Below are 13,335 nucleotides of genomic sequence, written 5' to 3' on the forward strand. Positions count from 1 at the left end.
TGCTATGTCCCGGTCTAGGCGGGCAGCGCCGCAATCAGGTGACCGATCGCGTCACGCCGGGCGATCAGCGCATCGGCGACCTCGCCATCGGGGAGCGCCGCAGGATCGAGCGCCAGCGCGGCGGCATAGGATATGGCAAACAGCATTTTCGGCGGCGGAAAGGGCAGGATATAGCTATCGGCGTCCCAGACATGGCCGAATTCGACCTGATCGCCGATCCGGCGCGCAGCGACGCTGCGTTCGAAATGGACGTTGATGCCCTTGAAGTCATCGGTTTCACGGTGATCCACGAACAGGAGGGTCCAGGGAATCGCCCCCTCGGCGGATGGCGTTACGGTCGTCATGCGGATATCCTCCCAACCCGTCGCCCTACCCCATCAGCTTCGCGGTGATGTCGTCGGCGGTGTAGATGCGGATCACCGGCGGCTGCGGCGACAGCGCGCGCATTTCGGCAACGAAGGCGGCGGACTCGGGCACCGCGAAATGGGCGCGGACCGCGTCGATGCTCTCCCATTCCTCGACGAAGACGAGGCGGTCGGGGTTTTCGATATCGATATGGCAATTATGCGCCAGACACCCCGGCTCGGCCCGCGACCGCGCGCTATGCAGGGCGCCGAGCGCGATCATGCGCTCGCGATGCTCGGAAGTGAGGATGACGTGGCCGGTGATGAGGATCATGGAATTTCGTTCATTATAGCGCACGCTTCCTATAAGTCCGCTTTCGTTGCCGGTACGACGGATATATCTCCCAAATAATATCCTTACTTATAGGCCGTCCAAAACGAAGAAGGTCCGGTTCATCTGTGAATGTTCTAAATTCAACTTCGGAAGCATCCGTTGACGTGCTCCCCTGATTGTTACCATTCAGAGGTAGAGTCTCGCACCTTCATGATTGATGTTTGATGGGATGGCAACGTGTCTGGGGGCATGCCCCCAGACACGTTCGCCGGCGATCTCGGCGGGGGTCTTCCCGCCCAGTTTCGAGTGTGGCCTGACCGTGTTGTAATCGTGCCGCCATGCAGCGAGCACGAACCGGGCATGAGCCAGAGAGGTGAACAGCGTCTCGTTGAGGCATTCGTCCCGGAGGCGGCCATTAAAGCTCTCCACGAAGCCGTTCTGCATCGGCTTGCCCGGCGCGATGTAGTGCCACTCGACCCGTCGTTCCTGCGACCAGCGCAGGATGGCTGACGAGGTCAGTTCGGTGCCATTGTCGCTGACAACCGTGTGCGGCCTGCCGCGCATCCCGATCAGGCTGGTCAGTTCACGAGCCACCCGTGCGCCTGACAGTGACGTATCGGCCACCAGCGCCAGGCATTCCCGCGAGAAGTCATCAACCACGCACAGGATACGGAAGCGCCGACCGCAGATCAGGCTGTCGGAGACGAAGTCGAGCGACCACCGCTGGTTCGGCCCATCCGGCAGCACCATTGGTCTGCGCGTGCCCAGTGCCCGTTTGCGACCGCCACGACGACGGACCCGGAGGCCTTCCTCACGATAGATGCGCAGCAGCTTCTTGTGGTTCGGTCGCATGCCTTCCCGCGCCAGCAGGTAGCCCAGGCGGCGATAGCCGAACCGGCGACGCTCCGCCGCCAGCTCGCGCAACCGTTGCCGCAGTGCCCCGTCATCCGGCCTCGTCGGCTCGTAACGGATCACCCTGCGGCTCACGCCAACCAGACTACACGCCCGACGCTCGCTCAGCCCGTGCTGTTCACGGGCATGGGCGACGGCTTCCCGCTTCGCGCCGGGCGTTACCATTTTTTTGATGCCAGATCCTTCAGCACAACATTGTCGAGCATCGCCTCGGCCAGCAGCTTCTTGAGCCGACTGTTCTCCTGCTCGAGCGTGCGCAGCCGCCGAGCATCGGATACCTCCAGCCCGCCGAACTTCGACTTCCATTTGTAGAACGTGGCGGAGCTGATCCCGTGACGGCGGCACACCTCCGCCGTCGCCATGCCAGCCTCCTGTTCCTTCAAAACCGCGATGATCTGCTCTTCGCTGAACCTGCTTCGTTTCATTGTCGTCCGACTCCTTTGCGTCGGACTCTACCAAAAACCAGTCACATTTCAGGGGAGCACGTCAAGCCGAGCTCACGATCCAGGCCGCCGACTTCCTGCGCTTCGACGCCTCGATGAGCCTCTTGCGCAGCAAATATAAGGGCAATGTGATCGACCCGACCGATCCGTCGAGCCCGACCCGCAACGTCAACGGCAATCCCTTCCCCAATGCGCCGCGCACCACCTTCTCGGCCGGGTTCGACTGGGATATTTTCGAGCAGAACGACAACAAGCTGACGCTGCGCGGCGACGCCGCCTACACCGGGAAATATTATTTCGACCCGTTCGGCGACTATGGCCAGAACCCCTGCGACCGCGCCGGCGCGCCCGGCAACGTCCGCCCCGCCGGCCCCGCGATCACCTGCGGCAACCCCGGATATTGGCTGGTCAACAGCCGGCTGACCTTCGAACATGGCAATTATGCCGCCAGCCTGTGGGTCAAGAATCTGACCAACAAATTCTACTACAGCTATGGCCTGAACATCGACATCTTTGGGCTCGACTACCTCAATCGCGGGACCCCGCGAACCTATGGAGTCGAGCTGACGGCGAAATTCTGATGGGTCGCCCCCGGGGCCGGCGGGCAATCCTCCTCCCGCCCGCCGGTCCCACCCCTGTTTGAACCAAGGAGCATCCCAATGATGCGTTTTACCGGAAAGAGCGTGCTGATCACCGGCGCCGCGCGCGGCATCGGCCTCGCCGCCGCGCAGGAGTTCGCCCGCGAAGGCGCGTCGGTGACGATCACCGATATCGACCTCGCCGAAGCCGAAGCGGCGGCCGCCGCGATCCGTTCGGAAGGGCTGAAAGCCGAGGCGCGGCAACAGGACGTCGCCGACGAAGCCGCCTGGGCGGCGCTGATCGCCGATATCACCGCGCGCGACGGCGGGCTCGACATCCTCGTTAACAACGCCGGCATGGGCTTCCTGAAATCGGTCGTCGATACGAGCCTCGCCGAATGGCAGCGGCTGATGGCGGTCAATCTGGAGAGCGTCTTCCTCGGCACCCGCATCGGGATCGCGGCGATGAAGGACAGGGGCGGCGTGATCGTCAACGTCGCTTCGATCGCCGCGAATGTCGCCGAACCGCTGTTTCCCGCGTATAACGCCAGCAAAGCCGGGGTGGCGATGTTCACCAAGGCTGCAGCGGTCGATTGCGCGCGCAAGGGCTGGCCGGTGCGGATCAACTCGCTCCACCCCGGCTATTGCGAAACCAAACTCGTCGCCGATGCGGTCGGCAGCCTTGGCGATGCCGCCGGCGATTTCGCCTCGGCGACGGTCTCCGCCATCCCGATGGGCCGCATGGCGACGACGCGCGAAATCGCCCGCCCGCTGCTGTTTCTCGCCAGCGACGACGCGGCCTATATGTGCGGCAACGAGCTGATCGTCGACGGCGGCTACACCGCGATCTGACCGACAAAATCAACGAAAAGGGAAGAGGGACATGAGCAAGAAACCGGTCATCGTCTATGGCGCCTCGGGCTACACCGGCCGCCTCGTCTGCGAATATCTGCGTGAGCTCGGCATTCCGTTCATCGCCGCCGGGCGCGACAAGAAGCGTGTGCAAGAGGTGATGGACAAGGTCCCCGGCATCGAAACCGCCGATTACGAGGTCGCCGAGGTCGAACATAATGTCGCGGCGCTGACCAAGCTGTTCAAGGGCGCGAGCGTCGTGTGCAACATGGTCGGCCCCTTCATCAAATATGGCCCCGAGACGGTCGAGGCCGCGCTCGCGGCGGGCTGCCATTATCTCGACACCACCGGCGAGCAGGACTGGATGATGCTGGCGCAGGAGAAATGGGGCGACGCCTTCGCGAAGAAGGGCCTGCTGCTCTCGCCCTGCGTCGCGCATATGTACACGACCGGCGAGATCGCGGCGAATATCGCGCTCGAGACGATGCCCGGGCTCGACACGCTCGACATGCTGGTGCTGTGGAAGGGTTTCCCGACCTATGCCTCGGTCCAGACGATCTTCACGATCCTCAAGGCCGACTGGTATTATCTCGAGAACAACCAATATGTCCAATGGCCGACGCTGACGACGACCGAATGCCAGGTCCCCGGCCAGCACGCCACCGCGCTGACCCTGCCGTGGGGCGGTACCTCACACCCCCTGTGGTTCAAGAACGACCCGCGCGTCTCGACGGTCAAGGTCTATGGCGGCGTCTTCGCGCGCGAGGTCATGGACAATGTCGTGGGCATGACCAAGATGATCGACACCGATATCAAGCCGCTGCCGTTCAAGGAACAGGAAGCCGCGCTCGCCAAGATGGCCGAGTCGGTCCAGGGCGACATGCCGCCGCGCGAGAATCCGCGGCTCAACACCAGCATCGACTCGGTCTATGCCTCGGGCCCGCTCGGGCGCGTGCATGTGCTGATCCACGGCAATTGCAATTACAAGCAGACCGGGCTGATGCAGGCGTGGGCCGCAGCGAACCTGCTCCAGCAGGCCCCGCGCCGCACCGGCTTCGCCTCGGCATGCCAGGCCTTCGGGCACCGCGAGATCCTCGGCGCCCTGCGTCAGTTCGGGCTGGTGCTGAAACCGATCGTCACGGCGCACGACTGAGGAGGGGCGAGCGATGCGGCTGGTCGACTGGCTCGACAAGGGGGCGTCGCTCGGCGCCGATGCTCCCTGTCTGACGACGGACGGGCGGAGCCTGTCCTATGCGGATGTGCAGGCGCTGACCCACCGCGTCGCGCGCGGGCTGAATGCCTCGGGCATCCTGCCGGGCCAGCATGTCGCGATCCTGTCGGGCAACGACCCCACCGCCTTCGCCTGCGTCTTCGCCATCTCGCGCGCCGCCGCGGTGTGGTGCCCGATCAACCCGCGCAACGAAGGGGCGGAGAATGCCTATGTGCTCGACAATTTCGACTGCACCGCGCTGATCTTCCACAGCAAGTTCGCCGATCTGGTCGCCGAACTGCGCGGACAATTGCCCAAGCTCCAATTGCTCGTCTGCCTCGACGCCGAACAGCCGTTCGCGCCGTCGCTCGACGCGTGGCTGGCGGGTGTCGATGCGAGTCCCTTCGCCGCGACCCCCGTCAGCGACCTCGCGATGCTCCCCGGCACCGGCGGCACCACTGGCCATCCCAAGGGGGTGATGCTGTCGGGCCGCAATCTTGAGGCGATGACCGCGCTGACCCTGATGGGCTATCCCTTCGAAGGCCGGCCCGTCTATCTCGCGATGGCGCCGCTCACCCACGCGGCGGGCGTGCTCACCTTCCCGATCATGGCGCATGGCGGCGAGGTCGTGATCATGCCCTATCCCGACATCGGCGAGTTCCTCGCGCTCGCTTCGCAGCACCGCGCGACGCACACCTTCCTGCCGCCGACGCTGATCTACATGCTGCTGGACCACCCCGCGCTGCCTGCGACCGACCTCTCGGCGATGCAGTGCTTCTGGTACGGCGCTGCGCCGATCTCGCCCGCGCGGCTCGAGGAGGCGATCGGCAAGCTCGGCCCGGTGATGGCGCAGCTCTTCGGCCAGACCGAGGCGCCGATGATGATCTCGATGATGGCGCCCAGGGACCATCTGAACCCCGACGGATCGGTCGCGCGCCACCGCCTGTCCTCTGCGGGCAAGCCCGGGCCGCTCGTCCGCGTCGCCATTCTCGATGCCGAGGGCCGCGAACTGCCGCAGGGCGAACGCGGCGAGATCGTCGTGCGCGGCAGCCTCGTCATGGACGGCTATTACAAGAACCCCGAAGCGACTGCCGAGGCGACCATCGACGGCTGGCACCGCACCGGCGACATCGGCTATCTCGACCCCGACAATTATCTGTTCATCGTCGACCGCGCCAAGGACATGATCATCACTGGCGGCTTCAACGTCTATTCGGCCGAAGTCGAGGCGGCACTGCTCGCGCATCCCGCAGTACAGGACGGCGCCGTCTTCAGCCTGCCCGACGACAAATGGGGCGAGCGCGTCTGCGCGGTGGTGCAACTGCGCGCCGGGCAGGACGCCGACCCGCAGGAGATCATCGCGTCGGTCAAGGCCGCGATCGGCAGCGTGAAAGCGCCAAAGGAGCTCGAAATCTGGCCCGACCTGCCACGCTCGAAGGTCGGCAAGGTGCTCAAGAAGGACATCCGCGCGCAGCAGCTGGCGGCGCAAAATTCGGGGTAAGGCGGTACCCGGCTTGGGAAATGGTGCGCCACGCAGTCTGGAGCAAACCAGTCTCCGACGGATTTCCCTTCCCTGCATAACAGGGAACTACCAAGCCGTGACAGCGATAGCCTGATCGGTATCGGCGAACGCGAAATGCAGCGATCCTGTTTCGGATCGCAGCCATCATTGCGTCGCCATGAGCGAAGCGAATGCTGCATCAAATTGCTCGGCCAACTCAGCATTCGCCTCGCGGCATCCCGCAACAACCTTTGCCGCCCACAAGCCATATTCCATCACGCGGTCGCGGTTCCAATCTTCCGGCGGGCTGGTCGCCAATGACCGGAGATTCGAAATCTTGTCGGCCATCTTGATTGTCTGCGCGCCTGGCGATGCCCGGCGTGCATGCTCCACTTGCAGATCCTTGCGAACTTGCTTTGGCAGGGACTTGTCGTCGGTAACCTCGGCAACGAGACGAGCGACGTCCGAACCGAATTGCTCTTCGATCTCGATGATCGTGGCAGAACTATCTGCACGACGGCACGCTCGGCAACGACAGCATGCGTGGCCGCAAGGTGAAGGTGCGCGAGGAAAATGGCGCGATCCACGCCGAGCTGTGGATGCCGGGCACCACCGCGCCGATCTACAGCCCGCTGTTCGGCCAACCCTGCGATCAATGGACCAACATGATCTGGATGGCGCCGAGCAATATGCGCCTCGACTATGGGGTCGTTCCGCCGGGCGAACCCCCGGCGCAAAAGGGCGAGGATGTCGCCGTCCACATCCTGACGCCTGAGACGGCCCGGACGACCCACTATTTCTATGGCACGTGCGGCGTGTTCGGACCGGACCAGCGCGAGCTCGCAGGGCAGATCCGTGAGGCGCAAACGGCGGCCTTTACCAATGAAGACAATCCCATGATCGAAGCCGTCGACGAGCAGATGGACGGCGCCGACCTCTGGTCGCTCCGGCCTGTGATCCTGAGCAGCGATGTCGCTACGGTGCGGGTCCGTCGCCGGATCGAGAAGCTCATCCGCGAGGAAGCGTCTGCAAACCACGCCAACGAGGCTGCCAAGACAAGGCTCGCATCAATCGAAAGCCGCCTCGGCTAGTGGCCGCAAACGGACTGGCGGCTTTTGAGAACGAAACTGAAGAAGCGGCCATTCGCGTTGCGACTTGGAGCTATTTCCGAATCCGATCGATCCAAGGCATTCGACATTGAGCGGGTGCAGATCCGCTACTTACAGACGCGGACGTCGAAGCGCCGCAGTTCAGATAATGCGGGAGGCCTGTGTCTCCGCCTCTGTGACGATCGCTAACGCGGACCGAGGCCTTGCCCAGAATGCTTTGAAGGTTTCCGCCCGATTCTATACGGGCACCGGATTGCTTGCTTCCATCGCCTCGCGCTCGGCTTCCGCGCCCAGCCGTTCGCATGAAGGCAGATCGCCAGGATTTTGAATTACAATGAATTATCGCCATAGCTTTCATGCCGGCAATAGCGCCGATGTCGTAAAGCACAGCCTGCTGATCGCCCTCGTGCACGCCTTGCAGCAAAAACCGGGCGCGCTGACCCTGATCGACACCCATGCCGGCTGCGGGCTGTACGACCTTGGCGGCGAGGAGGCGAGGCGCACCGGTGAGGCCACACAGGGCGTGCTGCGGGCCTTTGCCGACCCGAACCCCTTGCTGGACGACTACCGCGCCGCCGTACGGGCGGTGAATGCCGGGGCCGAGCCTCGCCTCTACCCCGGATCGCCACGATTTCTGGCGCAGCTTCTGCGTCCGCAGGATTTTCTGATCCTGAACGAAAAACATCCCGACGACGCCTATGCCCTGCGCGGCGCGATGCGCGACACATCCGCCGCCGTGCATCAGCGCGACGCCTACGAGCTTTGGCTGGCGATGCTGCCGCCCCGCACCGCGCGCGGCGTGGTGGTGGTCGACCCGCCGTACGAGCAGACCGATGAACGCGAACAGGTCACCGCCACCCTCGCAGCCGCGCGCCGCAAATGGGCGCATGGCGTGACGGTGGTCTGGTATCCGCTGAAAGACCGCGCCGCGCATGTGCGGTGGAAGGCGCAGCTACGTAGGCTCGACATCCCGAAGTTTCTGGTGGTGGAGCATTGGTTGTACGATCGCGATCAGCCCGACATCTATAATGGCGCGGGCCTCTTTATCATCAACCCGCCCTATGCCTTCACGCAGGCGTTGCCGCCGCTGCTGGAAGCCCTGCGTGCCGCGCTGGCGCCGGAGGGACATAGGGGAGCGATCACAACCGGTTGGCTGGGCGATTAAAATAAACCCTCGTCTTCCCTGTCTCCCAAAGAAAGAATTGCCGCGCTTCAGGCTGTAAACAAATTGGGTCACGCCGAATTTGAAACATAGTTTTCGTGCTGGATGCCAGTGCTCCGGACGATGGCGCTTAGTCGCCGTTGGCATCCACCATGAAGACCGTCGGCTTGCCGCGAGAAGCCGGGTCCCATCCTGCCGACAATGCCGCCCGCACCCCTCGCGAGGCGATCGCGTCGTTGATGTGCGAACGCCCTTTCGGCAATCCTTTCAACAGGCGCTTTGGCGTCGGAAATTCCAGCACGGCCTCGCGGGGCATATCTCTCTGGCGCAAGGCGACCGTCATGCCCTTCCAGCCATCGGAGGAGGACAGTTGGGGCTCGCTCAGGAGTTCCCAGTCATATTTGACACCATCGATTTGGACGGTGCCGCCGCGGCCGTGCATGTGAAGCATAGGATGCCCTTAGCATATCAGGCGCGGCGCTCCAGTCGGTTCACATCAAAGACCGGTACCGGAACGTTTGGCGGCCAAGACAGCCGCTCGGGGGCGACGATTGGCCGCTTGGAGGATCTGGCCGCGATGTTCGAGCGCGGCGAATTCGATCTGGTCGCGCTCGGCCGCGTCCTCCTCGCCGATCCCAATTGGCTGGAGAAAGTCAAACAGCGCCGCATCGACGAGCTGACCCCTTATGATCGCGCGACCGCGCTCAAGCAGTATGAGCATGATCAATGCTCGCTTGGGTAAGGTCGGCATAGGCGCATTGCGATCCTGCGGCTAGGCGTCGCGATCTGGCCGGATGCGGACAGCCCGCTTAGCGGCACCGAGACCGCAGTATCGGACATATGTCGAGCCAAGCCGATAGCGCGCAACCCGCATGTCATTTAGTGAACGCTTCCCAAGAAGTCTTTACTAGCGCTATTGCTTGCGGCTCAAGCCGACCTCGGCCACCTCATACCTTTCGTCCTGCCCGCCACGAGTTCCTCAGAAATCATCCGATAGCTCTGCAGGAGGAGACGAGTTTGCGTGGCTTCTCTTTGTAAACCAGTTCGAACTTCATCCACGAACTGGAGCCACTCATTTCAGCGGAGGGCACCAAGTTCTTTGGCTGCCCATTTCCTAAAGCTAGCACCGCATTCACAAGCGATTCGTTCGTCGCTCTGATTCGAATATAGCGTGCCCGGATCGCCACGCGCCGAGTCAATAGACGAACATGATCCAGGCGCCATTCGCCGTTCTTGCCCGGCGCAGGAACAGCCCGTGTCGGAAGTTCAGGTCGCCAGGCCGCGCAGATTGAGCATGATCGTACCGGTGAGGATCAGGCCGATCGCGGTGAGCGACCAGACGTCGAGCCGCTGGTCGAACGCGATCCAGGCGATCGCGGTGATGAGGACGATGCCCGCGCCGCACCAGATGGCATAGGCGATGCCGACATCGATCGTGCGCAGCGATTGCGAGAGGCAATAGAAGGCCAGGCCATAACCGAGGACAACCAGGCTGGACGGCAGCAGCTTCGAAAATCCGTCCGAAGCCTTGAGCAGCGACGTCGCGACGACTTCGAAGAGAATCGCGAGCGCGAGCCAGATATTTCCCGTCATATGCGCCTCCGGACCGATGATGCCGCCCCCTATCGCATGCGCCGACCCGCCCTGCCAGTTGGCAGCAACAAGCCCACCTATGCAACGACGAGGTCGTCCCGCGGCCTGATTTCGCGGAGGCACGCGAACAGCGCTTGCGGGGCACGGGGTCTGCCATCTCACGAAAGGGTCGACCGGCGGCCATCCCACCCAGCAAGATATTTGCGCTGCCCCGCGCCGCCGCTATGGTCGTCGCCGTGGCCGATGCCGAACCTGACAAACCCGATCGCGACGAGCTTCTCGCATCGATCTATGACGAGCTTCGCCGGGCGTCGGCGCGGATGTTGCGGCGCGAGGTATCCTATCTGACGCTGCAGCCGACCGAGATCGTCAACGAAGCGGTGATGCGCGCGATGAACCTCGATCGCATGGCGTGGAACGACCGTCAGCACATGTTCGCGACCTGCTCGCGACTGCTGCGCCAGGCGATGCTCGATGCGATCCGCAAGCGCCGTGCCGCCAAGCGCCAGATGCCGACCCTCGGCCTGATGATCGAGGACGCCGGACCACCGATCGACGTCGAGCGGCTCGATGCCGCGCTGCATCGGCTCGAAGAGCTGTCGCCTGAGCTTGCGAAGATCGTCGAACTGCGTTTCTTCGTCGGACTGACGGTCGAGGAGATTGCCGCCGTCACCGGCCAGTCCGACCGCACCGTCAAGCGGCGCTGGCAGACCGCGCGGCTATGGCTCGCCGATGCGATGGCCGAGGACGACGATTAGCGCCGGGCCCCGGCGGAGCAGTTCGCGCGTTGCATCGCTGCGGCAATCGGGCGTTCCTTGGCGGCATCGCGCGGCGTCAGCGCATCTTCGTCCTCCAGTTTGCGCCACAGCGCCAGCGTCCGCCCCGCCAGCGCGCACGCCTCGGCCTTATGCCCGGCGCTTGCCGACACCCGCGCCTGCTGCGCCAACCCGATTGCCAGGTCGCGCAAGGCGGCTCCGTTGCCGGGGTGCGCCGCGAGCCGTTGTTCGCGAAGCGCGTTGCCGCGCAGCAGCGGCCCGAGCGCCGCGTCGAGCCGACCCAAATTCTCCAGCAGCACCGCCTGCTGGCCATAAAGCGTCAGCAGCGCCTTCTCGGCCGAGGAATCGCGCCCCGCCTTGAGCAACTGCTCCATCGCGATCGCCGCGCGGTCGACGATCGCCAGCGCCTCGGCGTCGCGCCCGCCCATATCGCCGAGCGTGCCACCGATGTTGAACGCCGACGTCGCCTTGGCGATCAGCAAGGTCGGGGTCGCGCCGCCCGCCGCGATACGCCGGTCGATTAGCGCGTCGGCCTCACGATACGGAGCCAGCGCCCCGGCGATGTCGCCGCTGTAATAGGTGGCGTCGCCCAACTGGTTGAGCAGTCCGATTTCGAGCTGCGCGGCGGGCAAAGCGAGCGGTGCCGGCCAACGCCGCGCGCGCAGTCGCATCAGCGCGTCACCCACGATCGGGATCGCGGCGGCGGGACGGTCGGCGGACCAGATTTGCTGGAAACCTCGCGCCTTGGCCAGCGCGATGTCGCCGAGCGTCGCCGACGCATCACCCGGCGCCAGCGCCAGCGCGGCGGCGAAAGAGCCGGCGGCGGCATCGATCTGGGCCCGGGACTGCGCATCGTCGGCGACCGATGCCCAGCGATCGGCGTGCACCCAGCCGAGTTCGGCCTGCGCGGCGGCATTTTTGGGCTCGTCAGCAACCAGCGCGACGAGCAGCGCCTGGGCCCGGTCGAGCGATGCGCGCGCCTGTTCGGGTTCGCCGATGTTCGAAGTGCCGGGATAACCCTGGATCGCCGCGAGCCGTCGATAGGCCCGGGCGGCGTCGAGCCGCAGGTCGGCGGGGGCGTCGCCCGACAGCTGCAAGCCGGCGAGATAGCGCGCTCCGGTCGCGGCGAGCTCGGCGCGCTTATCGACGGTGCCGGGATAACGCGCCAGCGTGTCATGGACGTCGAACAGCATGGCATTGGCGAGGGTGCGCACATCGCCCAGGCGCTTTTCGGCGACCGCACGCGCGCGGTCGGCGCGCACCGCCTGCACCGTGCTGAAGATCGCGGCGCCCGCAAGCAGCAGGCCGACGACGGCAGCGGCGGCAAAGCCGGACCGGTGACGACGGACGAATTGCGCCGAGCGCTCGCGCCATCCGGCCGGACGCGCGCTGACCGGATAATAAGCGAACCACGCCGCGATATCGGCGATCAACGCCGCAACATCGGGGTAGCGGTCGGCGGGGTCGGGCGCGACTGCCCGAGCAACGATCGCGTCCATATCGCCGACCAGCATCGCGGCCGTGAGGCGCGGCACCGCAGCGACGCGGCTGACCAGCGGCCAGGCTTCCGCAACGGGTGCATCGGGCGAGCGCCCGGCGAGCAGTTCGAACAGGATCGCCCCGAGGCTGAAGATATCCCCCTCAACCGTCGGACGCGCGCCGCCCTGCCGTTCGGGTGCGGCATAGGCGCGGGTCAGCGTCACCGACCGGCTGCCCGATGTCCCGCTCGCTTCCCCGGCCGTTGCGGGGGCGCCCTGTTCGGCCTCGTCCCCGATCAGCCGGGCAATCCCGAAATCAAGCAGTTTCACAGAGCCATCGGGGGTGATCAGGATGTTCGACGGCTTCAGATCGGCGTGAACGATCAACTGGCGGTGGGCATATTGGACCACCGCACAAATATCGAGAAACAGCCGCAGCCGCGCCTTGAGGTCGAGGTCGGTCGCCGCGACATACTCGGTCACCGGTTGCCCCTCGACATGGTCCATGATCAGGAACGGCCGGTCCTCCCACGTCCCGCCGTCGAGGATGCGGCAGATCCCGACATGGTCGAGCCGCGCGAGGATGCGTCGTTCGAGGAGGAAGCGCTCCTGCAGACGGAGCGACGTCAGCCCGCTGCGCATCAGCTTGATCGCCACCGTCTGCGTAAACAGGCCGTCGTCGCGGTCGCCGCGCAGCACCACCCCCATGCCGCCGCGGCCGAGCACCCCGGTGATTGCAAAGGGGCCGATGCGGTCGGGCGCGCGATCCTCCTCGGCCGCCCACAGCCCGGGGCCTTCGGTCGGCATCCAGCCATGGGCATCGGGATTGCGGCGCAGCAGCCGCTCGACCGTCGCCGCCAGATCGGCATCGCTTTCGCGCAGCGCGCGCAGCGCCTCGGCCCGCGCCGCTTCATCCTCCAGGTCGAGCAGCTTTTCGACATGCTGGAGCGCGCGGCGATCGCGGTCGGGGTCGGACGTCTTTTCCGTCATCTCGTCTGTGCAGCCCCTCCCCTCGCGCGGCCAAATTACGCCTTCCTTTGGTC

The 13,335-nt window shown here is 64.8% G+C and carries 15 protein-coding genes; 8 read left to right on the plus strand and 7 right to left on the minus strand.

Annotated elements, in window-relative coordinates; translation table 11 throughout:
- Positions 1–14 precede the first annotated feature (14 nt).
- From ACREB7_RS08790 to ACREB7_RS08800, 3 genes are all read right to left on the minus strand, one after another.
- Positions 15–344 carry a hypothetical protein gene (locus ACREB7_RS08790; RefSeq protein WP_431591891.1) on the minus strand — a complete coding sequence of 110 codons (330 nt, stop codon included), beginning with the start codon at positions 342–344 and terminating at the stop codon, positions 15–17.
- A gap of 25 nt (positions 345–369) precedes the next feature.
- Positions 370–678: a putative quinol monooxygenase gene (locus tag ACREB7_RS08795; RefSeq protein ID WP_431591892.1), complete on the minus strand. Its 309-nt coding sequence runs from the start codon at positions 676–678 to the stop codon at positions 370–372.
- 186 nt (positions 679–864) lie between these two features.
- Positions 865–2,015, minus strand: a protein-coding gene (locus ACREB7_RS08800; RefSeq protein ID WP_241554513.1) for an IS3 family transposase whose coding sequence is annotated in 2 segments (ribosomal slippage) — positions 865–1,763 and positions 1,763–2,015 — 1,152 coding nt in all. Because the reading frame shifts where the segments join, the coding sequence is not laid out codon by codon here.
- A 113-nt stretch (positions 2,016–2,128) separates the two neighbouring features.
- On the opposite strand from ACREB7_RS08800, the gene ACREB7_RS08805 reads away from it, so the two are divergent.
- The 4 genes from ACREB7_RS08805 (at position 2,129) to ACREB7_RS08820 (ending at position 6,174) form a co-directional block, all read left to right on the plus strand.
- Complete coding sequence (locus ACREB7_RS08805; protein ID WP_431591893.1) at positions 2,129–2,614, plus strand: TonB-dependent receptor domain-containing protein; 486 nt, start codon at positions 2,129–2,131, stop codon at positions 2,612–2,614.
- Between the two features lie 78 nt (positions 2,615–2,692).
- Complete coding sequence (locus tag ACREB7_RS08810) at positions 2,693–3,463, plus strand: SDR family NAD(P)-dependent oxidoreductase (RefSeq protein WP_431591894.1); 771 nt, start codon at positions 2,693–2,695, stop codon at positions 3,461–3,463.
- A 31-nt stretch (positions 3,464–3,494) separates the two neighbouring features.
- Positions 3,495–4,616, plus strand: coding sequence for a DUF5938 domain-containing protein (locus ACREB7_RS08815; RefSeq protein ID WP_431591895.1), 1,122 nt, complete (start codon positions 3,495–3,497; stop codon positions 4,614–4,616).
- Between the two features lie 13 nt (positions 4,617–4,629).
- On the plus strand, positions 4,630–6,174 hold the full coding sequence (locus ACREB7_RS08820; RefSeq protein WP_431591896.1) for an AMP-binding protein: 1,545 nt from the start codon (positions 4,630–4,632) through the stop codon (positions 6,172–6,174).
- Between the two features lie 165 nt (positions 6,175–6,339).
- Here the strand turns inward: ACREB7_RS08820 and ACREB7_RS08825 are convergent, their stop codons facing one another.
- A complete protein-coding gene (locus ACREB7_RS08825; RefSeq protein ID WP_431591919.1) occupies positions 6,340–6,669 on the minus strand; it encodes an HD domain-containing protein in 330 nt (109 codons plus the stop codon).
- 14 nt (positions 6,670–6,683) lie between these two features.
- Between ACREB7_RS08825 and ACREB7_RS08830 the strand changes: the two genes are divergently transcribed.
- Positions 6,684–7,265 (plus strand): hypothetical protein, encoded by a 582-nt coding sequence (locus tag ACREB7_RS08830; protein WP_431591920.1) that lies wholly within the window; start codon positions 6,684–6,686, stop codon positions 7,263–7,265.
- A 352-nt stretch (positions 7,266–7,617) separates the two neighbouring features.
- The gene (locus ACREB7_RS08835) at positions 7,618–8,448 is read left to right on the plus strand and encodes a 23S rRNA (adenine(2030)-N(6))-methyltransferase RlmJ (protein WP_431591897.1); all 831 of its coding nucleotides are present in this window, start codon (positions 7,618–7,620) and stop codon (positions 8,446–8,448) included.
- Positions 8,449–8,575: 127 nt separating this feature from the next.
- On the opposite strand, the gene ACREB7_RS08840 is transcribed toward ACREB7_RS08835, so the two are convergent.
- Positions 8,576–8,896, minus strand: coding sequence for a hypothetical protein (locus ACREB7_RS08840; RefSeq protein ID WP_431591898.1), 321 nt, complete (start codon positions 8,894–8,896; stop codon positions 8,576–8,578).
- A 108-nt stretch (positions 8,897–9,004) separates the two neighbouring features.
- Between ACREB7_RS08840 and ACREB7_RS08845 the strand changes: the two genes are divergently transcribed.
- The gene (locus ACREB7_RS08845; RefSeq protein ID WP_431591899.1) at positions 9,005–9,187 is read left to right on the plus strand and encodes a hypothetical protein; all 183 of its coding nucleotides are present in this window, start codon (positions 9,005–9,007) and stop codon (positions 9,185–9,187) included.
- Positions 9,188–9,711: 524 nt separating this feature from the next.
- Here ACREB7_RS08845 and ACREB7_RS08850 read toward each other — a convergent pair.
- Positions 9,712–10,038, minus strand: a complete 327-nt coding sequence (locus ACREB7_RS08850; RefSeq protein ID WP_431591900.1) for a DMT family transporter — start codon at positions 10,036–10,038, stop codon at positions 9,712–9,714.
- 236 nt (positions 10,039–10,274) lie between these two features.
- Here ACREB7_RS08850 and ACREB7_RS08855 point away from each other — a divergent pair, with 236 nt between their 5' ends.
- Positions 10,275–10,796, plus strand: a complete 522-nt coding sequence (locus ACREB7_RS08855; protein WP_431591901.1) for an ECF-type sigma factor — start codon at positions 10,275–10,277, stop codon at positions 10,794–10,796.
- On the opposite strand, the gene ACREB7_RS08860 is transcribed toward ACREB7_RS08855, so the two are convergent.
- Positions 10,793–13,282, minus strand: a complete 2,490-nt coding sequence (locus ACREB7_RS08860) for a serine/threonine-protein kinase (protein ID WP_431591902.1) — start codon at positions 13,280–13,282, stop codon at positions 10,793–10,795. The two genes, ACREB7_RS08855 and ACREB7_RS08860, sit on opposite strands and share 4 nt — an antisense overlap.
- Positions 13,283–13,335: the final 53 nt, after the last annotated feature.

Origin of the sequence: Sphingopyxis sp., from assembly GCF_050725615.1 — a bacterium.
Lineage (GTDB): Bacteria > Pseudomonadota > Alphaproteobacteria > Sphingomonadales > Sphingomonadaceae > Sphingopyxis.

Bases quoted from the DNA above. Each gene is read 5' to 3' on its own strand.
- ACREB7_RS08790 (WP_431591891.1), bottom strand. From the start codon at position 344: ATGACGACCGTAACGCCATCCGCCGAGGGGGCGATTCCCTGGACCCTC.
- ACREB7_RS08795 (WP_431591892.1), bottom strand. From the start codon at position 678: ATGATCCTCATCACCGGCCACGTCATCCTCACTTCCGAGCATCGCGAG.
- ACREB7_RS08805 (WP_431591893.1), top strand. From the start codon at position 2,129: ATGAGCCTCTTGCGCAGCAAATATAAGGGCAATGTGATCGACCCGACC.
- ACREB7_RS08810 (WP_431591894.1), top strand. From the start codon at position 2,693: ATGATGCGTTTTACCGGAAAGAGCGTGCTGATCACCGGCGCCGCGCGC.
- ACREB7_RS08815 (WP_431591895.1), top strand. From the start codon at position 3,495: ATGAGCAAGAAACCGGTCATCGTCTATGGCGCCTCGGGCTACACCGGC.
- ACREB7_RS08820 (WP_431591896.1), top strand. From the start codon at position 4,630: ATGCGGCTGGTCGACTGGCTCGACAAGGGGGCGTCGCTCGGCGCCGAT.
- ACREB7_RS08835 (WP_431591897.1), top strand. From the start codon at position 7,618: ATGAATTATCGCCATAGCTTTCATGCCGGCAATAGCGCCGATGTCGTA.
- ACREB7_RS08840 (WP_431591898.1), bottom strand. From the start codon at position 8,896: ATGCTTCACATGCACGGCCGCGGCGGCACCGTCCAAATCGATGGTGTC.
- ACREB7_RS08850 (WP_431591900.1), bottom strand. From the start codon at position 10,038: ATGACGGGAAATATCTGGCTCGCGCTCGCGATTCTCTTCGAAGTCGTC.
- ACREB7_RS08860 (WP_431591902.1), bottom strand. From the start codon at position 13,282: ATGACGGAAAAGACGTCCGACCCCGACCGCGATCGCCGCGCGCTCCAG.